General features: G+C 63.6%; 18 protein-coding genes. 6 read left to right on the top strand and 12 right to left on the bottom strand.

Annotation, left to right across the window (positions count from 1 at the left end; all coding sequences use genetic code 11):
• Window positions 1-54: 54 nt before the first annotated feature.
• The 3 genes from QF118_RS08155 (at window position 55) to QF118_RS08145 (ending at window position 5598) form a co-directional block, all read left to right on the top strand.
• Complete coding sequence (locus tag QF118_RS08155) at window positions 55-2331, top strand: NADP-dependent malic enzyme (protein WP_282302131.1); 2277 nt, start codon at window positions 55-57, stop codon at window positions 2329-2331.
• Between the two features lie 299 nt (window positions 2332-2630).
• The gene (gene prpE, locus QF118_RS08150) at window positions 2631-4523 is read left to right on the top strand and encodes a propionate-CoA ligase PrpE (protein WP_282302130.1); all 1893 of its coding nucleotides are present in this window, start codon (window positions 2631-2633) and stop codon (window positions 4521-4523) included.
• 388 nt (window positions 4524-4911) lie between these two features.
• A complete protein-coding gene (locus tag QF118_RS08145; protein WP_282302129.1) occupies window positions 4912-5598 on the top strand; it encodes a Crp/Fnr family transcriptional regulator in 687 nt (228 codons plus the stop codon).
• On the opposite strand, the gene QF118_RS08140 is transcribed toward QF118_RS08145, so the two are convergent.
• Window positions 5595-6356 (bottom strand): class I SAM-dependent methyltransferase, encoded by a 762-nt coding sequence (locus QF118_RS08140; protein ID WP_282302128.1) that lies wholly within the window; start codon window positions 6354-6356, stop codon window positions 5595-5597. The genes QF118_RS08145 and QF118_RS08140 overlap by 4 nt on opposite strands.
• A gap of 90 nt (window positions 6357-6446) precedes the next feature.
• Window positions 6447-7268 carry an NAD kinase gene (locus tag QF118_RS08135; protein WP_394357087.1) on the bottom strand — a complete coding sequence of 274 codons (822 nt, stop codon included), beginning with the start codon at window positions 7266-7268 and terminating at the stop codon, window positions 6447-6449.
• Between the two features lie 100 nt (window positions 7269-7368).
• Here QF118_RS08135 and glyA point away from each other — a divergent pair, with 100 nt between their 5' ends.
• A complete protein-coding gene (glyA, locus tag QF118_RS08130; protein ID WP_282302126.1) occupies window positions 7369-8664 on the top strand; it encodes a serine hydroxymethyltransferase in 1296 nt (431 codons plus the stop codon).
• Between the two features lie 116 nt (window positions 8665-8780).
• Window positions 8781-9188, top strand: coding sequence for a (R)-mandelonitrile lyase (locus QF118_RS08125; protein WP_282302125.1), 408 nt, complete (start codon window positions 8781-8783; stop codon window positions 9186-9188).
• A gap of 34 nt (window positions 9189-9222) precedes the next feature.
• Here QF118_RS08125 and QF118_RS08120 read toward each other — a convergent pair whose 3' ends face one another.
• The 9 genes from QF118_RS08120 to QF118_RS08080 form a co-directional block, all read right to left on the bottom strand.
• Entirely contained in the window at window positions 9223-9837 is a 615-nt protein-coding gene (locus QF118_RS08120; protein ID WP_282302124.1) for a class I SAM-dependent DNA methyltransferase, read from the bottom strand.
• Window positions 9838-9946: 109 nt separating this feature from the next.
• On the bottom strand, window positions 9947-10453 hold the full coding sequence (msrA, locus tag QF118_RS08115; RefSeq protein ID WP_282302123.1) for a peptide-methionine (S)-S-oxide reductase MsrA: 507 nt from the start codon (window positions 10451-10453) through the stop codon (window positions 9947-9949).
• Window positions 10450-10899, bottom strand: a complete 450-nt coding sequence (msrB, locus tag QF118_RS08110; RefSeq protein ID WP_282302122.1) for a peptide-methionine (R)-S-oxide reductase MsrB — start codon at window positions 10897-10899, stop codon at window positions 10450-10452. Before msrB ends, msrA begins: the two co-directional genes overlap by 4 nt.
• A 208-nt stretch (window positions 10900-11107) precedes the next feature.
• Window positions 11108-12127: a tRNA epoxyqueuosine(34) reductase QueG gene (gene queG, locus QF118_RS08105; RefSeq protein WP_282302432.1), complete on the bottom strand. Its 1020-nt coding sequence runs from the start codon at window positions 12125-12127 to the stop codon at window positions 11108-11110.
• 178 nt (window positions 12128-12305) lie between these two features.
• Entirely contained in the window at window positions 12306-12971 is a 666-nt protein-coding gene (gene fzlA, locus QF118_RS08100; RefSeq protein WP_282302121.1) for an FtsZ-binding protein FzlA, read from the bottom strand.
• Between the two features lie 142 nt (window positions 12972-13113).
• A complete protein-coding gene (gene mtgA, locus QF118_RS08095) occupies window positions 13114-13869 on the bottom strand; it encodes a monofunctional biosynthetic peptidoglycan transglycosylase (RefSeq protein WP_282302120.1) in 756 nt (251 codons plus the stop codon).
• 330 nt (window positions 13870-14199) lie between these two features.
• Complete coding sequence (gene gltB / locus QF118_RS08090; protein WP_282302119.1) at window positions 14200-18738, bottom strand: glutamate synthase large subunit; 4539 nt, start codon at window positions 18736-18738, stop codon at window positions 14200-14202.
• A 124-nt stretch (window positions 18739-18862) separates the two neighbouring features.
• A complete protein-coding gene (locus QF118_RS08085) occupies window positions 18863-19327 on the bottom strand; it encodes a GFA family protein (protein ID WP_282302118.1) in 465 nt (154 codons plus the stop codon).
• A gap of 221 nt (window positions 19328-19548) precedes the next feature.
• Window positions 19549-20985: an NAD(P)-dependent oxidoreductase gene (locus QF118_RS08080; RefSeq protein WP_282302117.1), complete on the bottom strand. Its 1437-nt coding sequence runs from the start codon at window positions 20983-20985 to the stop codon at window positions 19549-19551.
• 224 nt (window positions 20986-21209) lie between these two features.
• Between QF118_RS08080 and QF118_RS08075 the strand changes: the two genes are divergently transcribed.
• On the top strand, window positions 21210-22013 hold the full coding sequence (locus QF118_RS08075; protein ID WP_282302116.1) for an undecaprenyl-diphosphate phosphatase: 804 nt from the start codon (window positions 21210-21212) through the stop codon (window positions 22011-22013).
• Window positions 22014-22050: 37 nt separating this feature from the next.
• Here QF118_RS08075 and QF118_RS08070 read toward each other — a convergent pair whose 3' ends face one another.
• On the bottom strand, window positions 22051-23934 hold the full coding sequence (locus QF118_RS08070; protein WP_282302115.1) for an acyl-CoA synthetase: 1884 nt from the start codon (window positions 23932-23934) through the stop codon (window positions 22051-22053).
• Between the last annotated feature and the right edge of the window lie 35 nt (window positions 23935-23969).

Below are 23969 nucleotides of genomic sequence, written 5' to 3'. Positions count from 1 at the left end.
GCCAACGGGAAAGATGGTTTAATACTAAACCACACCCAACGGGAGGGATCGGAAATGTCGGATATTGCCAAGGAAGCGCTGCGTCAGGCAGCCCTGTTCTATCACGAGAACCCCAAGCCCGGAAAACTCGAAATCCGCGCGACCAAGCCGCTGGCAAACGGCCGCGACCTGTCGCGCGCCTATTCCCCCGGCGTCGCCGAGGCCTGTCTTGAAATCAAGGCCGATCCGGCCAACGCCGCGCGCTATACCACCAAGGGCAACCTTGTGGGCGTGGTGTCGAACGGCACCGCCGTTCTGGGGCTTGGCAACATCGGCGCGCTGGCCTCCAAACCGGTGATGGAGGGCAAGGCCGTCCTGTTCAAGAAATTCGCCAACATCGACTGTTTCGACATCGAACTGGACGAATCCGACCCCGAGAAACTGGCCGAGATCGTCTGCGCATTGGAACCCACCTTTGGCGCGATCAACCTTGAGGACATCAAGGCCCCCGACTGTTTCATCGTCGAAAAGATCTGCCGCGAGCGGATGAACATCCCGGTGTTCCACGACGACCAGCACGGCACCGCCATCGTCGTCGGCGCGGCCGCCACCAACGCCCTGCATGTGGCGGGCAAGAATTGGGCCGATATCAAGATCGTCAGCACGGGCGGCGGCGCGGCGGGGATTGCCTGCCTCAACATGCTGGTCAAACTCGGCGTGAAACGCGAAAACATCTGGCTGTGCGACATTCACGGGCTGGTCTACGAAGGCCGCGCCGAGGATATGAACCCGCAAAAGGCCGCCTTTGCCCAGGCGTCCGACAAACGCACGCTGGACGATGTGATCGACGGCGCGGACCTGTTCCTTGGCCTCTCTGGCCCCGGCGTGCTGAAGGCCGAACAGGTTGCGAAGATGGCCAAGCGCCCCATCGTCTTTGCCCTTGCCAACCCGACCCCGGAAATCATGCCCGATCTTGCGCGCGAAGTGGCCCCCGATGCGATCATCGCCACCGGGCGCAGCGATTTCCCCAACCAGGTCAACAACGTCCTGTGTTTCCCTTTCATCTTCCGCGGCGCGCTGGACGTGGGCGCGACGGAAATCAACGACGAAATGCAGATCGCCTGCGTCGAGGGTATCGCCGCCCTTGCCCGCGCCACCACATCGGCCGAGGCTGCCGCCGCCTATTCGGGTGAACAGCTGACATTCGGCGTCGATTACCTGATCCCCAAACCCTTCGATCCGCGCCTGTCGGGTGTCGTGTCGACCGCCGTGGCGCGCGCCGCCATGGAAAGCGGCGTGGCCCTGCGCCCGCTTGAGGACCTCAAGGCCTACAAGGCGCATCTGGACGCCAGCGTCTACAAATCCGCCCTGCTCATGCGCCCGGTGTTTCAGGCTGCGCTGTCCGCCTCGCGCAAGATCGTCTTTTCCGAGGGCGAGGATGAACGCGTCTTGCGCGCCGCGCAGGCGATCATGGAGGAAACCACCGAACAGCCGATCCTCATCGGGCGTCCCGATGTCATCGCCACCCGCTGCGAACGCATGGGCCTGAACATCGGCCCCGACAGCCTGCAGATCGTGAACCCCGAAAACGACCCGCGTTACCGCGATTACTGGGGCACCTATCACGAACTGATGGCGCGCAAGGGGGTCACCCCCGATCTGGCGCGCGCCATCATGCGCACCAACACCACCGCCATCGGCGCCGTCATGGTGCATCGCGGCGAGGCCGACAGCCTGCTCTGCGGCACCTTCGGCGAGTACCGCTGGCACCTGAACTATGTCACCCAAGTGCTGGGCGGCGGCACCTATTGCCCCAAGGGCGCACTGTCGATGATGATCCTCGAAGACGGGCCGCTGTTCATCGCGGACACCCATGTCTGGTCCGTGCCGACGCCGCAGCAACTGGCCGAAACCGCCATCGGCGCCGCCCGCCATGCCCGCCGCTTTGGCGTGGAACCGCGCATCGCCTTCTGTTCGCAGTCGCAGTTCGGCAACCAGACCGAAGGCAGCGGCAAACGCCTGCGCGAAGCGATTGCCCTGCTCGACGCCATGCAGACCGATTTCCAGTACGAAGGCGAAATGAACGTCGACGCCGCGCTTGACCCGGAGCTGCGCGAACGCCTGCTGCCCGGTGGTCGCCTGCAAGGCGCGGCCAACGTGCTGATCTTTGGCCACGCCGATGCCGCCAGCGCCACGCGCAACATCCTCAAGATGAAGGCAGGCGGGCTCGAGGTCGGGCCGATCCTGATGGGCATGGGCAACCGCGCCCACGTCGTCACGCCCGGGATCACCCCGCGCGGCTTGCTGAACATGGCAGCGATTGCCGGCACGCCGGTGGCGCATTACGGCTAGGCCCGGCAGACCGCTCCGCAGCGCCCCGGACCTGATCCGGGGCCTCTTGGCCCGGTGATCCGACCGGGCGGATGCCCTGCCGACTCAGGTTTTGCACTCACAAATTTGCAGATTTGCAATTCACCCGCATCTTTGCACGCCTCGCGCAAAACCGCAGCGGGTTTGCAAAACTTCGCAACGCCATCCCCGCCGAATATGCAAATTTCCTGCGGTAATCTGTCCTGTCATACGCCAACACACTTGCCCGACACGGCCACCACCCCCTAAGCCATTCCTCAAGGATCAAGAGGAGGACGACCGTGGGTTACAATGACGTCTATCAGGCCTGGAAAGCCGACCCCGAAGGCTTTTGGATGGAACAGGCCAAGGCCATCGACTGGGTCGAGGCCCCGAAACAGGCACTCTATGACCGCGGCGATCACATCTATGAATGGTTCGCCGACGCCAAGGTGAACACCTGCTGGAACGCCGTGGACCGCCATGTCGAAAATGGCCGGGGCGAACAGACCGCCATCATCTACGACAGCCCCATCACCCATACCAAGCGCGAAATTTCCTACGTGGAACTGCGCAACCGGGTTGCCAACCTGGCCGGCGCCCTGCGCGCCAAGGGTGTCGAAAAGGGCGACCGCGTCATCATCTACATGCCGATGATCCCCGAGGCGCTTGAGGCCATGCTGGCCTGCGCCCGTCTGGGGGCCGTGCATTCCGTGGTCTTTGGCGGCTTTGCCTCGAACGAACTGGCGGTGCGCATCGACGACGCCAAGCCCAAGGCAATCATCGCCGCCTCGTGCGGGATGGAGCCGGGCCGCGTCATCCACTACAAGCCGCTGCTTGACGGGGCCATCGACCTGGCCAAGCACAAGCCCGACTTCTGCGTGATCTTCCAGCGCGAACAAGAGGTCGCCAAGCTGATCGAAGGCCGTGACTATAACTGGCACGGCTTTCAGTTTGGCGTCGAACCGGCCGAATGCGTCCCGGTCGAGGGCAACCACCCGGCCTATATCCTTTATACCTCGGGCACGACCGGCCAGCCCAAGGGCGTGATCCGCCCCACCGCCGGACACCTCGTGGCGCTGAACTGGACGATGAAAAACCTGTATAACGTCGACCCCGGCGATGTGTTCTGGGCGGCCTCAGATGTGGGCTGGGTCGTTGGTCACAGCTATATCACCTATGGCCCGCTGGTTCACGGCAACACCACCATCGTCTTCGAAGGCAAGCCGGTCGGCACCCCGGATGCGGGCACCTTCTGGCGGGTGATTTCGGAACATAAGGTCAAGTCGTTCTTTACCGCCCCCACCGCCTTTCGCGCGGTCAAGCGCGAGGACCCCAAAGGCGAGTTCGTCAAGAAATACGACCTGTCCTGCCTCAAGGCCGTTTATCTGGCAGGCGAACGCGCCGACCCGGACACCATCGTCTGGGCGCAGGACCAGCTGAAGGTTCCGGTGATCGACCATTGGTGGCAGACCGAAACTGGCTGGTGCATCGCGGGCAACCCGCTGGGGATCGAGGAACTGCCGACGAAACTTGGATCGCCTGCGAAACCCATGCCCGGCTATGACATCCAGATCCTGGATGAAGCAGGCCACCCGATGCCCAAGGGCGAACTGGGCGCGATTGCCGTCAAACTGCCCCTGCCCCCCGGCACCCTGCCGGGCCTGTGGAACGCCGAGGCGCGGTTCAAGAAATCCTATCTCGAACATTTCCCCGGCTACTATGAAACCGGCGATGCGGGCATGATCGACGACGACGGCTATGTCTACATCATGGCGCGCACCGATGACGTGATCAACGTCGCCGGCCACCGCCTGTCCACCGGCGGCATGGAAGAGGTGCTGGCATCGCATCCCGACGTCGCCGAATGCGCGGTGATCGGCGTGACAGACCAGCTCAAGGGCCAGTTGCCGCTGGGCTTCTTGTGCCTGTCCTCGGGCGTGAACCGCCCGCACGACGAGATCGTCAAGGAATGCGTCAAACTGGTCCGCGACAAGATCGGCCCGGTTGCGGCCTTCAAACTGGCCTGCGTCGTGGATCGTCTGCCGAAAACCCGGTCGGGGAAAATCCTGCGCGCCACCATGGTCAAGATCGCCGACAGCGAAGAATTCAAGCTGCCCGCGACCATCGACGATCCGGCCATTCTGGACGAAATTCGCGAAGCCCTGCAAACCCTGGGCTATGCCAAGGGCTGACCAAAACAAAAGGCGGTGCATCCGAAATTGATGCACCGCCCCTTATTCTACCCAGCCATATTGGGAGCCTCGCCGCGATTGTAACCCACCAAAGACATGGGGACGACGAGTTACGACGGCTTGGCGAAACGGCACGGGCCGAAACACGGACCCTACAACACACTGGTTGCGCGCCACTCAACGCGCAAAGACGACCAACACCTTCAGTCGCAATAATTTCGTCTGACGGCGGATGCCATTCCACAGACGGTTGAAAAGTAATCAAAGATCAGGAAAGTTTCCCCAAATCCACTTTTCTCGCGCTGCCCGTCTACCTATTCATGAGTCCCGCCAGTTGTATGTGATACAAGTCACAGTCGCCCGGAATTAAAGACAAAAGGCCAATCCCTTGGACGGACCGATCTCGCAAAAACAGACCAGCATCCTGTTCGAGTCCTTGCCAGCCCGGGACGCCGCCGCCCTTCGGGCGATGGGGCGGCCCATGCATTACCAGCCGCAGGCCCAGATCTGCGCCGAAGGCAGCGATGATCAGTCCATGCTGCTGATCGAAACCGGGCGCGTGGAAATCAGCCTGACCTCGGTCGATGGGCGCCGCTCGATCCTGGCGCAGCTTGGCCCCGGTGAGGTGGTCGGGGAAATGGCCGCCCTTGATGGCGAACCCCGCAGCGCCGACGCCGAGGCAGCCGTGGATGTGACCGGACTGCTGTTGACGCGGTCGCAGGTGCAACGCTTTCTGCGCGATCACCCCGACGCGGCCTTGCAGGTGATCCGGACGCTTTGCGCGCGCCTGCGCAAGACCAATACGCGGCTGGCAACCCAGGTGCTCAGTGACGGGCCGTCACGGCTGGCCGGGCTGCTTGGGCAGCTTTTCGAAGACTGGGGCACCCCCGACGCCATGGGCCACCTGCACCTGTCCGAAGGGTTTTCGCAATCCGACCTGGGCGACATGACCGGGCTGACGCGCGAAACCGTCAACCGCGCCATACGCTCTTGGGAAAAGGACGGGATCGTGCGCCGCGACGGCCGCAGTCTTGTCCTGCTGGATCCGGCGCTCTTGGCGAAACGCGCGTTTTAGCGCAGCATCGCCTGCGACAGGTTGACGTTCGCGGTCTTGCGGATCAGGTAGGTCACCCGTTCCTTGACCCCTGCCCGTGATCCGCCAACCATGCGTTTGACGATCTTTTGCTGGTCAAGCAGCCCTTGCAGCGATGTCTTGCGGCCCAGCTGCGTCAGCACCAGCTGCCCTTCGTCCAGGTCCAGGTTCCACTGGTGCAGGCCCTTGTATTTGCCCTGCTCCGCCTCGTTGGGGCAAAAGCTCAGGATCAGCCCGCCACCGATTTTCACCACCGAAAGCAGGTTCACCAACCCCAGCACCGGGTCGATCGAATGATCGAGCGAGTTGAAGCACCAGACCACGTCAAAACTGCCCGCTCCGAAATCCGCCAGCGCTGTCTCGAAATAGCCGGGGCGGGTGCGCACCACCCCTGTCACGCCGACCGAATCCAGCAGCCGGTTGTATTCGTCCGACAGCGGGTCAACCGCGGTCAGATCCACCTGATAGGTGTCATGGGCATAGCCGACATAGGACAAGGGCCCCGACCCGATATCCAGCACCTTGACCGTCTGGCCCGGCGTCAGGTCCAGATGCGGCAGCAGGTCAACCAGCATCGGGGTCAAGGGCGCGTTCGGGTCCGTCCGCCGTTGGAAATCGACGGGCCAGCGGTCACCCTTCGAGGTGATCCAGCGATCCCAGAATTCCACCTCGGCGGGGGCCCGCACGGTCCAGGCCTCGCGGTCCCATGTCGCGGTATTCTGAAGGCTCGGAATGTCCATGATCACCCTATCCCTGAAACAATGCATCAAAGCACAACTGTGGGGCGCGCACCCCTCCAAGGCAACCGTTTTCCCGGCCAGGCCGCGCCGTCAGACGAATTGTTCCTGGATCAGCCGTTCTTCCAATCCATGGCCGGGATCGAACAACACACGATGTTCGATCCGGGGTTCGGACCGGATGTGCACCTGGCGCACATCGCGCACCGCGCGGCTGTCCGCCTCGGCCATGACCGGGCGTTTCTCGGCCTCCAGCACCTCGAAACTGACTTCGGCGGATTTCGGCAACAGCGCGCCGCGCCAGCGCCGGGGCCGGAACGCGGCCACCGCCGTCAGCGCCAGAACATCCGCCCCGATCGGCAAAATCGGCCCGTGCGCCGAATAGTTGTAGGCTGTCGATCCGGCGGGCGTCGCCACCAGCGCACCGTCACAGACCAGTTCGGCCAGACGCACCTTGCCGTCGACGCTGATCCGCAGCTTGGCCGCCTGCGGACCCATGCGCAACAAGGACACTTCGTTGATGGCCAGCGCCCGATGCTCGGACCCGTCCCCGCAAACCGTGCGCATGACCAGCGGGTTGATCACCGCGACCTCGGCCGCCTCCAGCCGTTCGGGCAGGCCGTGTTCGGAATACTCGTTCATCAAAAAGCCGACGGTGCCCCGGTTCATGCCGTAGACCGGCGCGGGGTTGTCCTGGGTGCGATGCAGCGTCTGCAACATGAACCCGTCGCCGCCCAGGGCCACGATCGCATCGGCCCCCTGTTCGGCATGATCGCCATAGCGGCGCGTCAACCCGCGCAGCGCGGACTGCGCGATCGCGGCGTCCGAGGCGCAGAAGGCGATCTTTAACGACATAAAGTTTCCTGTCCTCTCCGTTTGGAGCCAAAAGAAACACAAGTTCCCCGCCCTTGCCAGCCAAGACGCAAGATTAATGCGTTATGTCGCTTTACATTCTTTGCCTCCGGTATCGTTTCCGATACGAAACCGCCAATCCCGAATCCCAAGGAGCAGGACGATGACCGCATCCCACCGTGACACCGGTTTCTTCACCGAAACGCTTGAAACCCGCGACCCTCAGCTTTTCGGCGCCATCAAGGGCGAACTTGGTCGCCAGCGGGACGAGATCGAGCTGATCGCCTCGGAAAACATCGTGTCCCGCGCCGTGATGGAAGCGCAGGGCAGCGTGATGACCAACAAATACGCCGAAGGCTATCCGGGCCGCCGCTATTATGGCGGCTGCGACTGGGTCGACGTGGCGGAAAACCTGGCCATCGAACGCGCCTGCCAGCTGTTCGGCTGTGAATTCGCCAACGTGCAGCCGAACTCGGGCTCGCAGGCCAACCAGGGGGTGTATCAGGCGCTGATCCAGCCCGGCGATACCATTCTGGGGATGAGCCTGGATGCGGGCGGCCACCTGACCCACGGCGCCAAACCGAACCAGTCGGGCAAGTGGTTCAACGCCATCCAGTACGGCGTGCGCCAGCAGGACAACACGCTGGACTACGATCAGGTTCAGGAACTGGCACTTGCCCACAAACCCAAGCTGATCATCGCCGGCGGCAGCGCCATCCCGCGCCAGATCGACTTTGCCCGCATGCGCGAAATCGCCGATATGGTCGGCGCCTACCTGCATGTGGACATGGCGCATTTTGCCGGTCTGGTGGCAGCGGGCGAACACCCCTCGCCTTTCCCGCATGCGCATGTGGCCACCACCACCACGCATAAAACCCTGCGCGGCCCGCGCGGCGGCATGATCCTGACCAACGACGAAACCATCGCCAAGAAAGTGAACTCGGCGATCTTCCCGGGCATTCAGGGCGGCCCGCTGATGCACGTCATCGCCGCCAAGGCCGTCGCCTTTGGCGAAGCGCTGCGCCCCGAATTCAAGGCCTACGCCAAGCAGGTGATCCTCAACGCGCAGGCGCTGTCGGACCAGCTGATCAAGGGCGGTCTCGACACCGTGACCCACGGCACCGACACCCACGTCGTGCTCGTCGACCTGCGCCCCAAAGGGGTCAAGGGCAACGCCACCGAAAAGGCATTGGGCCGCGCGCACATCACCTGCAACAAGAACGGCGTGCCGTTTGATCCCGAAAAGCCGACGATCACATCCGGCATCCGGCTGGGCAGCCCCGCCGGAACCACCCGCGGTTTCGGTGAGGCCGAGTTCCGCCAGATCGCCGACTGGATCATCGAAGTCGTCGATGGGCTGGCGGCGAACGGCGAAGACGGCAACGCCGAAGTCGAAGCCAAGGTCAAGGCCGAGGTCGAGGCGCTGTGCGCGCGCTTCCCGATCTACGCAGACCTTTGAACGGGTGCGGGGAATAACCCCGCCCTGCTGCACGACAGCCTGTAGGGCGGGGTTATCCCCCGCCCTTTTTCGTGGCATGCTGCCCAGGGCCTATTGTTGGGCCTGAAAGGACACCCATGGACATTTTCCGCGCCGGAAGCCGCCCGTCAAGCACCCCGAGCCCCGACTATTTCACCGGCAAGGTCCGCATGGACCCGGTGATTTCGTCCAACCCGCCGTCGCGGGTCAACGCGCTGATCGTCACCTTTGATCCCGGCGCGCGCACCGCCTGGCACACCCATCCCTACGGGCAGACCCTGCACATCCTGTCGGGCCTGTGCCTTGCGCAAAGCGAAGGTCAGGACATCCGCGAACTGCGCCCCGGCGACACCTGCTGGTTCGCCCCGGGTGAAAAACACTGGCACGGCGCCGCCCCCGACGTGGGCATGGCGCACCTGGCGATCCAAGAGGCAAAGGACGGCAGCGCCGCCGACTGGCTGGAACAGGTCTCGGACGCGCAATACACCGGCCCGCGCATCCCCTGACCCCAAATAGCATCGCTGCCAAAACCCTGTTTCCTCAAACAGCCCGCGCCACGATGAAATGGTTGGGCAGGGACTTGGGATAATCCCCGGTCTCGACAATCTCGAAGCCCGCCTCCCTCAGCTCGGCCTGCAGCATCGACGGCGACACAAAGCCAACCCCCGGCGGCGCCTTGCCGAACCAGCGCAGCACCGCGATCAACGGCCGGAACCAGGGCTTGCCCGCAAGGCACGGCGTCTTGGAAATGAACACCCCTCCCGCCGGCAAGGCCGCGCGCACCTGCGCCATCAAATCCCGGCGCCCGGGCAGCAGATGCAGCAGGCTGAAGGCCAGGATCACATCATATCCCGGCTGCACGGCCTCCTGCGCCTCGGCCCGCACAAAACGCAGCGCGCCCCCGTCGGGCACCGGTTTGGCCATGGCAATGTCCAGCATCCCCTGCGCCGCATCCGTCGCCGTATAACGGCGCACCGCATCGCTCAGGCGCAGCGCTGTCGTCCCGGTGCCGCAGCCCAGCTCCAGCACCGCCATATCGGGGCGCAGCCAATGGCGTACCCGCTGCAAGGTCGTCTCGTAGGCGGCCGGATCACCGACCGGACGGGCGGCATATTTCACCGCAATGCGGTCCCAAAAGGCACTGTCTGTGGTCATCTGACGCTCCTGAACCAAATCTGCCGCGACCCTATCCCGCCTGATCGCGCAAACCCATCGCCCAAAAGCGAAAGGCCCCCATGCGAATTTGCATGAGGGCCCCCAAAGCCTATTCGGCGGCGTCGCGGCGCGGCAGAACCCAGTCGGCGCGCGGGAAATGGCAGGTATAGCCGTTCGGAATACGCTCAAGGTAATCCTGATGCTCCGGCTCGGCTTCCCAGAAATCCCCCACCGGTTCGACCTCGGTCACCACCTTGCCCGGCCAATGGCCCGAGGCCTCGACATCGGCAATGGTCTCAAGCGCACAGGCCCGCTGCGCATCATCGACATAATAGATCGCCGAACGATAGCTCATCCCGCGGTCATTGCCCTGCCGGTTCACCGTGGTCGGATCGTGGATCTGGAAAAAGAACTCCAAAATCTGGCGATAGCTGATCCGCGCGGGATCGAACAGGATCTCGATCCCCTCGGCATGGGTGCCGTGATTGCGATAGGTCGCATTCGCAACGTCACCACCGGTGTAACCCACGCGGGTCTTTTCGACACCCGGCAGCTTGCGGATCAGATCCTGCATGCCCCAGAAACAGCCCCCCGCCAAAACAGCGCGTTCCATCATTCCACATCCTCCACCTGGGCCAGATACTGGCCATAGCCTTCGTCTTCCATGTCATCGCGATGCACAAACCGCAACGAGGCCGAGTTGATGCAATAGCGCAAACCGCCCTGCTCGACCGGCCCGTCCGGGAACACATGCCCCAGGTGACTGTCACCATGGGCGCTGCGCACCTCGGTCCGGATCATGCCATGCGTGGTATCGCGCAACTCGACGATATTGTCCGGCTCGATCGGCTTGACGAAACTCGGCCAGCCGCAGCCGCTTTCATACTTGGCGGCACTTGCGAACAAAGGCTCGCCCGACACGATATCGACGTAAATCCCCGGGTCCTTGTTTCCCAGATATTCGCCCGTTCCGGGGCGTTCGGTGCCGTTTTCCTGCGTGACACGATACTGCTCGGGGCTGAGCGTTTCGATCACCTCGGGGCGGCGTTCATACTTGGCCATGCGCGTCCTCCTGTTTGTCTGACCATAACATGGGCCAAAAAACGCCCGATACAATCCGTTTCACACGCCGTGTCACGATCGCTTGTGTTCCCTCTTGCGGCAAAGCGCCCGAACCGCCAAATGCAAGGATGAGCGCATTCTTTTTAACTCCCAAGGCAAGAAGGGTCCGCTCGGGGCGTCGGGATGGCAGCCTGACGCCCCTCATCGCTCAGGCGGGCAGGCGCGCCGCCGCCCAGCGTGCCGCATCGCGCACCGCCGCGTCCGCATCCTCGCACAACGCTTGCACCGCAGGCCGCAACCCCGCCTCGCCGGAATTGCCGATGGCATAGCAGACATTGCGCACGAACCGGTCCCGCCCGATGCGCTTGATCGGACTGCCCGAAAACAGCGCGCGAAACCCGGCATCGTCCAACCCCGCCAGATCTGCCAGCCTGGGCGCCAGCAATTCGGGCCGCGCATGGTACTTCGCCTCGGCGGCGCGCTGCGCGAACTTGTTCCACGGACAAACCGCCAGGCAATCGTCACAGCCATAGATCCGGTTGCCCAGGCCTGCGCGCAACGCCGGGTCCACCGGCCCCGCGTGCTCGATCGTCAGATAGGAAATGCAGCGCCGCGCATCCAACTGGTAGGGCGCCGGAAAGGCCCCGGTCGGACAGACATCCAGACAGGCCCGGCACGATCCGCAATGATCGACCTCACCCCCATCCACGGGCAACGCCACCGTGGTGAAAATGCACCCCAGGAAAAACCACGATCCCAGTTTCCGACTGACCAGGTTGGTATGCTTACCCTGCCAACCCAGCCCCGCCGCCTGCCCCAGCGGCTTTTCCATCACCGGAGCAGTGTCGACAAAAACCTTGATCTCGCTGTCCGGCCCGGCGGTCTCGATCAACCAGCGCCCCAGCCGCTTCAGCCGCTTTTTCACAACGTCATGGTAATCGCGGTTCTGAGCATAGACCGAAATCGCCGCCCGATCGCGTTGCTCCAGCACCGCAAGCGGATCATGCTCCGGGCCGTAATTCTCGGCCAGCATGATGACTGACCGCGCCTCGGGCCACAGCGCATCCGGCGCGCCGCGCCAATGCATCCGCTCGCCCATCCAGCCCATCTGCCCATGCCGCCCCGCAGCCACATAGGCCTGCAAACGCGCCATCACCTGCGGCACATCCCCCGGCTGACAAACCCGACAGGCGGCAAAGCCCACCTCCCGCGCCTCCGCCTTCAGCATGTCCACAAGTTCAGCCAACCGCCAGCCCCCTCATTCCTCTTGCCCGAAATATCCCGGGGGCGTGGGGGCTGGCCCCCACTCCGACCTCACAACAAACACCGCGCCCCGGGCATCGCCCCACGGGACGGCGGGCGGGGCGCCTTTGCGCTCCTGCGCAAACAGCGCCGTCCGGCCGGCCTCAGAAATCCAGGTCGGCGTAGTGCGCCGGCGGCGGAAAGCCGGGCACCTGGTCGGCCAGGATCGACCGGAACGCCGGCCGAGACTTGATCTTGGCGTACCAGTCCTTGACCACCTCGCTGCGGTTCCAGTCCACGTCCGAAATGTAATCCAGCGACGACAGATGCGCCGCCGCCGCGAAATCGGCCAGCGTCATGCTGTCGCCCGCCAGCCAGCGCCGGTGATCCAGAAGCCAGGCCAGGTAATCCAGATGATACTTGATCGCCTTCGCCCCGGACTTGACGTTGCCGCTGTCGGGAAAACCCGCCTTCATGACCTTCTTGTTCACCCGTTCGTACAGCAGCTTGCTGGTCACTTCATTGTGGAACTTGTCGTCGAACCACCCCACCAGGCGGCGCACCTCATAGCGCGCATCAGCGCTGCGCGGCATCAAGGACGGCTCGGGGTACTTCTCCTCGATCCACTCGCAGATGGCGGCGCTTTCGGCCATGGTCTTGCCGTCGATCTTCAGCACCGGAACCTTCGCCGCCGGGTTGCGGCGCAGGAAATCCGGGTCCTTTTCCCAGTACCGTTCCTCCAACAGCTCGCACTCGATCTTCTTCTCGGCCAGGCTCAACCGGACCTTGCGGCAGAACGGAGACAAGGGAACGTGGTACAGCTTGGCCATGATGATCCTGAAAGAGACTGCGAACAGCCCCTACTTGCCGCGAAACCCACCCGGATTCAAGCGGACAAGCGGGCCTGCGCCAGCAATGGCCGACGCCGGCGGGCTCCTGCCGGGTGGCGGCTCCAAACCGGCGCCCGGGCCCTCAGCGCTCGAAACAGGCCGCGCGCCCATCCGCCGCGATCGTGTCTGCCCCCGACCGGATCGACCTGGCGCGCCGTTCCAGATAGGCCGTCGGGCGCGCCGCATTGCGGTTCTTCGGATTGGGCAACACCGCCGCCAACAGCGACGCCTGCCGCGCCGACAGGTCCCCCGCCCCGACCCCGAAATAATGCCTAGCCGCCGCCTCGACCCCGAAAACACCCGTGTCGAATTCGGCCACGTTCAGGTACACCTCAAGGATGCGCCGCTTGGACCAAAGCGCCTCGACCATCGGGGTCATCAGCGCCTCCAGCGCCTTGCGCAGATAACTGCGCCCCTGCCACAGATAGACGTTCTTGACCACCTGCTGCGAAATCGTGCTGCCGCCCCGCGCCGCGCCGCTTTCGATGGCCGCCCGGATCGCCGCCATGTCAAATCCCCAGTGGCTGCAGAAATTGGCGTCCTCGGCCGCCACGGCCGCCCGCAACATCACCGGAGCGATGGCGTCGACATCCATCCAGACCTGCTCGACCGTCCCCAGCCTGCGCTGCTCGGACCAGATCGTATGCGTGGTCGGTGGGTTCAGCCCCTTGAAGGCCAGAACCAGCATCAACATGACAGCAGACATGATCACCCCCAGTCTGAACGCGCCCCGCAGCACCCAGCGCATCGGCCGAAAGCGCCGCCCCTGCGCAGGCGTCTTGGCCGCGGATTTACGCGCGGGTCGGGCCTTCTTTGCGGGGCTTGTCTTGGCTGCCATGTCCAAGGATTAGACCGTCTTTGCAAAAAGGGAAACAATCCTGGCAGAATGGGCCGGGCGGCCCTTGCGAAAAGGACACGCCCGGCGTGGATCGCGATATCGCCCGCAGTCACTCAAAAGAAAACCAACCACATCCAAAGCGCCGTTGAATTGCTTCTCCGGTACGCGATGCCCACAGCGCAGCGCTAAACCGTTTGGCCCGCCGGGAAAAGCGTTAATTGACGCGATGTAACGTCACATCCCGATGCACCGAAACCCGTTGCCCCGCTGCAACGCAAAAAGGCCCGGGGACATCCCCCCGGGCCTTTCGCATTCATATGGCCTTGCGGATCATTCCGCCGGAACGGCCTTGTCTTCGATGCCCAGAGGATAGGCGATCTTGTCCAGCATTTCGGTCGGGCAAACCTGCAAGAAGTTCGCCTTTTCGGTATCCCAGTGCTGCAGGATATCCGCCGCCTTCAGGCTGTTGGTCTCGGTTGCGTGGCGTTCGATCAGGCCTTTCAGCTGGGCCTCCCACTCGGGGGTGGTGACCGGGCAGGTCACAAGCCCCTCAAGGTTCATCATCGAATGCGCCTTGCCTTCGGGATCGTACAGATAGGCCATGCCGCCGGTCATGCCCGCGCCAAAGTTTGCCCCGATCGACCCAAGGATCACCGCGACACCGCCGGTCATGTATTCACAACCGTTGCTGCCACAGCCCTCGACCACCACTTTCGCGCCCGAGTTGCGCACCGCAAAGCGTTCTCCTGCGCGGCCTGCCGCAAACAGGTGCCCGTCGGTCGCGCCATACAGCACGGTGTTGCCGATGATGGTGTTTTCCGAGGCCACCAGCGGCGACACCTGCGGCGGACGCACCACGATCAGACCACCGGACAGGCCCTTGCCGACATAGTCGTTGGCATCGCCCGACACTTCCAGCTTCAGGCCCGGCGCGGCAAAGGCACCCAGCGACTGCCCCGCGCTGCCCGTCAGCTTGACGTGCAGGTGGTCGGGTTGCAGCGCGTTGCGCATGCCGAACTTGCGCACGATATGGCTCGATACCCGCGTGCCTACCGTCCGATGCGTGTTCATCACCGCATAGGACAGCTGCATCTTTTCGCCGTCCTGAAGGAACCGGGCCGCATCGCGCACGATTTCGGCGTCCAGCGTATCGGGCACCGGGTTGCGCGGGCGGTCGCGGTCATAGACGATGTTTTCCGAGCCATCCACATGGATCAGCAGCGGGTTCAGGTCCAGGTCGTCCAGATGTTCCGAGCCACGGCTGACCTGGCTCAGCAGGTCGGCCCGGCCGATCACGTCAGACAGGCTGCGCGCACCGATGCTGGCCAGGATCTCGCGCACTTCCTGCGCGTAGAAGGTGATCAGGTTCACCACCTTGTCGGCGTTGCCGGTGAACTTGGCGCGCAGGTCTTCACGCTGGGTGCACACGCCCACCGGGCAGGTGTTCGACTGGCACTGACGCACCATGATACAGCCCATGGCGATCAGCGCGGCGGTGCCGATGCCGTATTCCTCGGCGCCCAGCATCGCGGCCATGACGATGTCACGCCCGGTGCGCAGCCCGCCGTCCGTGCGCAGCACCACGCGGGACCGCAGGTTGTTCATCGCCAGAACCTGATGCGCCTCAGTCAGACCCATTTCCCAGGGCAGACCCGCGTACTTGATCGAAGTCGCAGGCGAGGCCCCGGTGCCGCCGTTATGGCCGGACACAAGGATCACGTCGGCGTTGGCCTTGGCCACACCGGCGGCAATCGTGCCAACACCCGAGGACGCCACCAGCTTCACCGTGACCTTCACAGTCGGGTTGATCTGCTTGAGGTCATAGATCAGCTGCGCCAGATCCTCGATCGAATAGATGTCGTGGTGCGGCGGCGGGCTGATCAGGGTCACGCCTTCAGTCGAATGGCGCAGACGCGCGATCAGCTTGGTCACCTTCATGCCGGGCAGCTGGCCACCTTCGCCGGGCTTGGCGCCTTGTGCGACCTTGATCTCAAGCTCTTCGCAGTGGTTCAGGTACTCGGCGGTGACGCCAAAGCGCCCCGAGGCCACCTGCTTGATCTTGGCCGACGGGTTGTCGCCGTTGGGTTCGGGCACGAAATGCGCCGGATCTTCGCCGCCCTCGCCGCTGTCGGACTTGGCGCCGATGCGGTTCATCGCGACGTTCAGCGTCTTGTGCGCCTCGGGCGACAGTGCGCCCAGGCTCATGCCCGGCGTCACGAACCGCTTGCGGATCGAGGTGATCGATTCCACCTGCTCCAGCGGGATCGCATCGCCCAGCGGCTTGATCGCCAGCAGGTCGCGCAGATGGATCGGCGGGTTGCTTTGCATCGCCTTGGAATACTGCTTCCACAGCTCGAACGACGCACGGTCACAGGCCGATTGCAGCAGGTGCATGTTCTGCGCACCCCAGGCGTGGGTTTCGCCCGATTTGCGGGCCTTGTAGAACCCCCCGATCGGCAGCACATCGCGCCCCGAGGCAAAGCCCAGCGCATGCACCTCTTCGGCCTTTTTCTGCAGACCGTTCAGACCGATACCGGAAATCCGGCTGATCATTCCGGGGAAGTATTCGGCGCACATGGCGCGGCTCAGCCCCACGGCTTCGAAGTTCAGACCGCCGCGATAGGACGACACGACCGAAATGCCCATCTTGGACATGATCTTCAGCAGGCCCTGATCCACAGCCTCGCGGTAGCGCGCGACGGCCTCGGTCAGGGTGCCGTCCAGCAACCCGCGCCCGATGCGGTCGGCGAGGCTGTCCTCGGCCAGGTAGGCGTTGACCACCGTCGCACCCGCCCCGATCAGCACCGCAAAGTAATGCGGGTCGATGCATTCTGCGCTGCGCACGTTCAGCGAACAGAAGGTCCGCAGTCCCTTGCGCGTCAGGTGGCTGTGCACCGCGCTGGTGGCCAGGATCATCGGCATCGCGACCTTGCCGGCGTCGCAGCGTTCATCCGTCAGGATGATGTGCCCGCTGCCCGAACGCACGGCGTCCTCGGCCTCGGACCGGATGCGCGCCAGCGCGTTGCGCAGCGCGCCCTGCCCGCCATTCGCCGGGAAGGTACAGTCGATCTCGATGAAGGGCGCGTTGAATTCCGCCTTCAGCGCCTCGAACTGCGCATTGCCCACAAACGGGCTGTCCAGCACGTAAATCTCGGTCTGCGCGCTGCTTTCGTCCAGCACGTTCTTGAGGTTCCCGAACCGCGTCTTCAGGCTCATCACCCGGAATTCACGCAGGCTGTCGATCGGCGGGTTGGTCACCTGGCTGAAGTTCTGGCGGAAGTAATGCGACAGCGGACGGTATTTTTTCGACAGCACCGCCGACGGCGTGTCATCGCCCATCGAGGCCAGCGTTTCCTTGCCGTCCTCGGCCATCGGCGCCAGGATCTGCTCAAGCTCTTCGATGGTATAGCCGGCCGCGATCTGGCGCTGGCGCAGCTCGGCGCCACTGAACAGCGGCTTTTCGGTGACCGCGCTCAGCTTTTCGTCCAGTTCGGTGATCTTGCCGACCCATTCGCCAAAGGGCTGTGATGCCGCCAGAGCGTCCTTGATCTCGACGTCGTGGTACAGCTTGCCCTCTTTCATGTCGACGGCGATCATCTGGCCCGGGCCAAGCGCGCCCTTTTCGCGAACCGTCGCCTCGTCCGTCGGCACCATGCCGATTTCCGACCCGGCGATCAGCAGGCCATCGCCCGTCACCACATAGCGCATCGGGCGCAACCCGTTGCGATCCAAACCGCCGCAAACCCAGCGGCCATCGGTCATCGCCAGCGCGGCGGGGCCATCCCAGGGCTCCATGACGCTGTTGCAATAGGAATACATGTCGCGCCAGGCCTCGGGCAGTTCCACCGCCTGCTTGGACCACGATTCCGGCACCAACATGGTTTTCGCCATCGGCGCATTGCGCCCGGCGCGCACCAGCACCTCGAACACCGCATCCAGCGCCGCCGAGTCAGACGACCCGTTCGGGATGATCGGCTTGATGTCCTCGGCCAGTTCCTCGAACGTCCCCGAGGCCATGCGGATCTCGTGCGACTTCATCCAGTTGATGTTGCCCTTCAGCGTGTTGATCTCGCCGTTGTGCGCCAGCATGCGGAACGGCTGCGCCAGCCACCACTGCGGAAAAGTGTTCGTCGAATAGCGCTGGTGATAGATCGCAAAGGCGCTTTCGAACCGTTCGTCCTGCAGGTCGGGATAGAATTCCGCCACCTGCTCGGCCAGCATCATGCCCTTGTAGATGATCGACCGGCACGACAGCGACGCGACATACAGCCCGTTGATGCCAGCGGCCAGAACCGCCTTTTCGATGCGGCGGCGAATGACATACAGCTCGCGCTCAAAGGTTTCCTCGTCCACGCCCTTGGCGTTGGAGATCAGGATCTGCTCGATCTCGGGGCGCGTCGCGTTGGCCTTTTCGCCCAGGCATTCCACCTTCACCGGCACATGGCGCCAGCCATAGATGTAATAGCCCATGCGCAGCACTTCGGATTCCACGATGGTCCGGCAGGCCTCTTGTGCGCCATGATCGGTGCGCGGCAGGAACACCTGCCCCACCGCCATCAGCTCGTTGCGGCGCGGCTTGTGGCCGGTGCGGTCGATCTGGTCGTAAAAGAACTTGACCGGGATCTGGACGTGAATGCCCGCGCCGTCACCGGTCTTGCCATCGGCATCGACCGCGCCGCGGTGCCAGACCGCCTTGAGCGCGGTGATCCCCGCGGCCACCACCTTGCGCGACGGCTTGCCCTCGAGGCTGACCACCAGGCCAACACCGCAGGACGAATGCTCTTCGCTTTCGTGATACAGCCCGTTCTCGGACAGGTACGCGCGCTTGGCTTCCTCGCGGGCCACCCATTGTGCATCATACTTGGTCATGGTCCAGTTCCTCCATGAAGCGCCGCCGCAGCGGTCATTAAATCCGCCGGACCCTAGGACGGCGCTGCCGACACGAGTCCGAATATGTCACGGGGGTCCGGGGTTTTTGTCCCCCGATCCGCCCTCAATCCTCTGGGCCGCCGCCGTCCAGAACGCCGAATTTCTCGACGCATTCCTGACGTGTCAGCAACCGCCGCCCGTCCATGCCCGCATAGGCAAAGCTGTCCGGCTTGTGGTCGATGTAGATCTCGTTGGTGATCTCGAACCCGTTTGCATCATCGAAAAGGCCGATCGGCAGTTCGGTGGTGCCGAACCAGTCGCCCGGCATCGTCACCCGGAAATACATCCCCGACCCGCATTTGGTGCAAAACCCGCGCTCGGCCCAGTGGCTGGACGCGATTACGCCCAGCGCGTCGCCGCTCCAGGTCACCTTGTCCGTCGGCACGGTCACGCCAATCAGCGCGCTGCCGGTCCAGCGGCGGCACATCTCGCAATGGCAGACCCCGGCCTTGGACGGGACATCCGTGGCAACAAAGCGCACGGCGCCGCACATGCAGCCGCCTTCCCGCTTGGTTCCCTGTTCAGACATCCTTCATCCTTTCGACAGTCCGGGTCAGTCGCCCTGACCCTTTAACCTTGGTTAGCGCCCGATTTCCGGGCAATGTGCGGACCCGCACAACAGCCTTGCAATCTGTACCAAACGCGCCGGGTTTCGTACCAAACCCGTCCAAAGGGGCGATTTTGCCGCCGCTCAGGCCCGGTGCACTCTGTACCAAACCCGGCCTGTTTCGTACCGATTGCCCTTTTCGATCACTCCGCCGCGACGGCAGCCTCGGCGTTGAGGTCCGTCAACAGGGCCTCTGCACAGTCGCGCCCGTCGCGGATTGCCCAGACCACCAGCGATGCGCCGCGGACGATATCGCCGATGGCATAGACGCCCGGCATGGCGGTGCGGCCACTGGTGAACTCGGCCTTGACGGTGCCCCAGCGGGTCACTTCCAGCTCGGGCTGTCCCCACAGCGTCGGCAGGTCTTCGGGCTCGAACCCCAGCGCCTTGATCACCAGATCGGCCGGTTCGTCATAGTCGCTGCCTTCGATCAGTTCGGGGCTTTGACGGCCCGTCGCATCGGGCAGGCCCAGACGCATGCGTTCGACCACCACGGCCGAAACCGGATCGCCCTTGAAGCCCTTGGGCGCGGTAAGCCATTCAAACTGAACGCCTTCTTCCTCGGCGTTCTGCACTTCACGCTGGCTGCCCGGCATGTTGGCGCGGTCGCGGCGGTACAGCAGTTTGACGCTGCTTGCGCCTTGGCGCACGGCGGTGCGCACGCAGTCCATGGCGGTGTCGCCGCCGCCGATGACGACGACCTTCTTGCCCTTGGCGTTCAGTTCGCCGCTTTCGAATTCCGGCACCTTGTCGCCAAAGTTGGCGGCGCGGTTCGAGGCAGTCAGATAGTCGATGGCCCGTGCAATCCCCGTGGCTCCGACACCCGGCCCGCGCAGGTCGCGCGACTTGTAGACGCCGGTGGCGATGATCACCGCATCATGCTGCGCCCGAATGTCGTCAAAGGTCATATCCTCGCCGACATTGCAGTTCTGGACAAAGCGCACCCCAGCCTGTTCCAGCTGGTCGATCCGGCGCATGACCACATCCTTTTCCAGCTTGAAGCCAGGGATGCCATAGGTCAGCAAGCCGCCGGCGCGGTCATAGCGGTCATAGACCGTGACCTGCAGACCGGCACGGCGCAGCATGTCCGCCGCCGCCAGCCCGCCGGGGCCGGCACCGATGATGCCCACGCTTTCACCGCGTTCCTGCATCGGAACGCCGGGCTTGACCCAGCCCTTTTCCCAAGCAGTATCGGTGATGTATTTTTCGACCGACCCGATGGTGACCGTGCCGTGACCGGATTGCTCGATGACGCAGTTGCCTTCGCACAGGCGATCCTGCGGGCAGATGCGGCCGCAGATTTCCGGAAAGGTGTTGGTGGCCTGGCTGATCTCGTACGCCTCTTCCAGACGGCCCGTCGCGGTCAGGCGCAGCCAGTCGGGAATGTTGTTGTGCAGCGGGCAATGGCTTTGGCAATAGGGCACGCCGCACTGGCTGCAGCGGCTCGCCTGCTCTTCGGCCTTGGCCTGGGCGTATTCGGCGTAAATCTCGTCGAAATCCTTGTTGCGGACGTCCGCATCACGCTTTTCGGGCATGTCGCGTGCAACATCTACGAATTTCAGCATGGGCTGCTTGGCCATCTTGGTCTTGCTCCGTTCAGGGATTCCGGTTTCGACTCTCTACACAAGGCGGAAACGGATGAAAAGTAAGTCATGCTGACCTATATTCGATATTTTTCCAAAGCGCCCGCCCCAAAGCCCCCTGAATCCCCGCCTTTTAGGTCCGAACCGGTCCTTTAAATGGCGTTTCGTCGCTAGTCCAATAGGTTATACAGAGCCTGATTTTCCACTACGGATGATACCAGATGACCTTTGCCCACCTGCTGATCCTTGCATTGATCCAAGGGATTACCGAATTCTTGCCCATTTCGTCCTCGGGGCACCTGATTCTGCTGCCGAATCTGACCGGCATGGCGGATCAGGGCCAGGTTCTGGACGTTGCCGTCCATATCGGCACCCTGTTCGCCGTCGTGCTGTATTTCTGGAAAGACGTCCAAGAGGCCCTTTTCGGCATCCCCGCCATGCTGCGCGGACGGCTGGACAGCCCGGGGGCCAAGCTGGCCTTTCTGCTGTTGGTCGCCACGATCCCCGTGATCCTGGCCGGTCTGGTGCTGAAGGTCACCGGCCTGAACGACATGCTGCGCTCGACCGCGGTGATCGGCTGGACGATGCTGATTTTCGGACTGGTGCTGTACTGGGCCGACAGCCGGGGCAGCGTCGAAAAGACCGCCCCCGACTGGACCCTGCGCGACGCCGTCATCATGGGGTTGTGGCAGGCGGTGGCGCTGATCCCCGGCACCTCGCGGTCTGGCATCACGATCACGGCGGCGCGCCAGTTGGGCTATGCCCGTCACGACGCGGCGCGCCTGTCGATGCTGATGTCGATCCCCACGATCATCGCCTCGGGGACCTTGCTGGGGCTCGAAGTGGCGGCGACCGCCGATGCCGCTGCCGCGCGCGACGGCGCCATCGCCGCCGTCATGGCCTTTGTCGCGGCGCTTTTGGCGCTGACCTTGATGATGCGCCTGCTGCGCTCGGTCAGTTTTACGCCTTACGTGATCTACCGCGTGATCCTTGGCGTCATCCTGCTGTGGATCGCCTACACCTGATCGGCATGGCCCGGCTGCGACGCCGGGCCATGCCCTGTCACTGGGACCATTCCCAAGGCCGCGTGAAGGCGCCAAGCACCTCGGCCACCGTTGTCTCTTCGGCGCCATTGCGGTCAAGCTGCGCCACAAGGCCGCGCTTTTTGTCGTCAACGACCGAAACCACCCGCGCCGCAAGCCCCTGCTCTTCCAACGCCGCGTTATAGACGCGGGTGATCGCGGCCTTGCGCAGATCGGGCTTGAAGACCTTGCCGACGGCGGTTTTGGGCAGCTCGCCGAGGATGGTCATGTGCTTGGGATGGGCGGCGCGTTCGTGGACATGCACCCTGGCATGCTCCAGCAGTTCCTCTTCGGTAACGCTTGCCCCGGACACCAGCTCGACAAAGGCGCAGGGCAATTCGCCGGCATAGGCATCCGGCTGGCCGATGGCCCCGGCAAAGGCGACCGCCGGATGCGCCAGCAGGGCCTCTTCGATCTCGGCGGGGTCGATGTTGTGACCCGAGCGGATGATCAGATCCTTGGCCCGGCCGGTGATCCACAGGTAGCCGTCCGCATCCACCCGGCCCAGATCGCCGGTGCGCAGATGGGTGCCATAGTGGAACAGATCGGCGTTCTTTTCCGCCTCGGTATAGGTATGGCCCGCAAAAACGCCGGGGTTGGAAATACAGATCTCGCCGACCTCGTCGACGCTGCATTCCACCGGCGCGTCACCCACCATCTTGACGATCTTCACGTCCGTATAGGGCAGCGCGATGCCGGTCGATCCGACCTTCTTTTCGCCGTCCGGCGGGTTGACGCTGACCAGGCAGGTCGCCTCGGTCAGACCATAGCCTTCGCAGATGGTAACCCCGCAGGCCGCCTCGAACCGCTTGAACAACTCCAAAGGCATCGGGGCCGACCCCGAAAACGCCGTCTTGATGCTGGAAATATCCGCATCCACCGGGCGCTGCATCAGCGCCGCAACGGCCGTGGGAACGGTGATCACAAAGCTGATCTTCCAGCGCTCGCACAGCTTCCAGAAATTGTCGAACACACCTTCGCCGCGATAGCCCGCAGGCGTCGGGAACACCACATGCGCCCCCGAACACAGCGCCGCCATCAGGATGACGTGGCAGGCAAAGACGTGGAACAACGGCAGCGGACACATGATGTTGTCCCGCTCGTCAAACAGCAGCGTCGCCCCCAGCCAGCCGTTATAGATCATCCCGCTGTATTTGTGCTGGGCCACCTTGGGCATGCCGGTGGTGCCGCCGGTGTGGAAATAGGCGGCGATCCGGTCATCGGTGCTGTCGGCGAACCCCAGGGTCCTCGACTGCTTCGCAACCTCTTTCGAGAAACACTTGTAGTCGGCATGGGCATGGCTGCGGTCCAGCTTCGGCCGCACCAAAGGCACGATCCAGCTTTTGGGCGGCGCCAGATAGCGGTTCAGATCGACCTCCAGAACCGTATTCACCCCCGGCGCATGCTGCACCGCCTCGGCCACCTTCTGCGGCACATCGGTCTTGGGGAAAGGTTTCAGCGTGACAACGACCTTGGCCTTGGTCTCGCGCAGGATCGAGGCGATCTGCTCAGGCTCCAAAAGCGGGTTGATCGGATTGACGATGCCCGCAACGGCGCCCCCCAACAGCGTGGCAATCGTCTCGTTGCAGTTGGGCAGCACATAGGCGATCACATCGCCTTCACCGATGCCGAGACTGCGAAAAAGGTTCGCCGCCTGCGCTGTCCTGGCCTGCAACTCGCGCCAGCTCAGCGTCTCTGACTTGTCCTTGGGCCCGGACAACAGCTGATAGCTGACGGCCGGACGATCGGGAAAGGCATCAGCGGTTTTGGACAGCTGGCCCCAGATCGTTTTCGGAACGTCGCGCTGATCCCAGGGCATCGCCCCTTGTATTGCATCACGGTCGGCCACCCCTGCATAGGTCATGGTCGGCCCTCCTCCCTGTTTTTTTTCATTGCCAG

The sequence above is a fragment of the Tropicibacter oceani genome (assembly GCF_029958925.1).
Lineage (GTDB): Bacteria > Pseudomonadota > Alphaproteobacteria > Rhodobacterales > Rhodobacteraceae > Pacificoceanicola > Pacificoceanicola oceani.
This window is presented reverse-complemented; position numbering and strand designations above follow the sequence as displayed.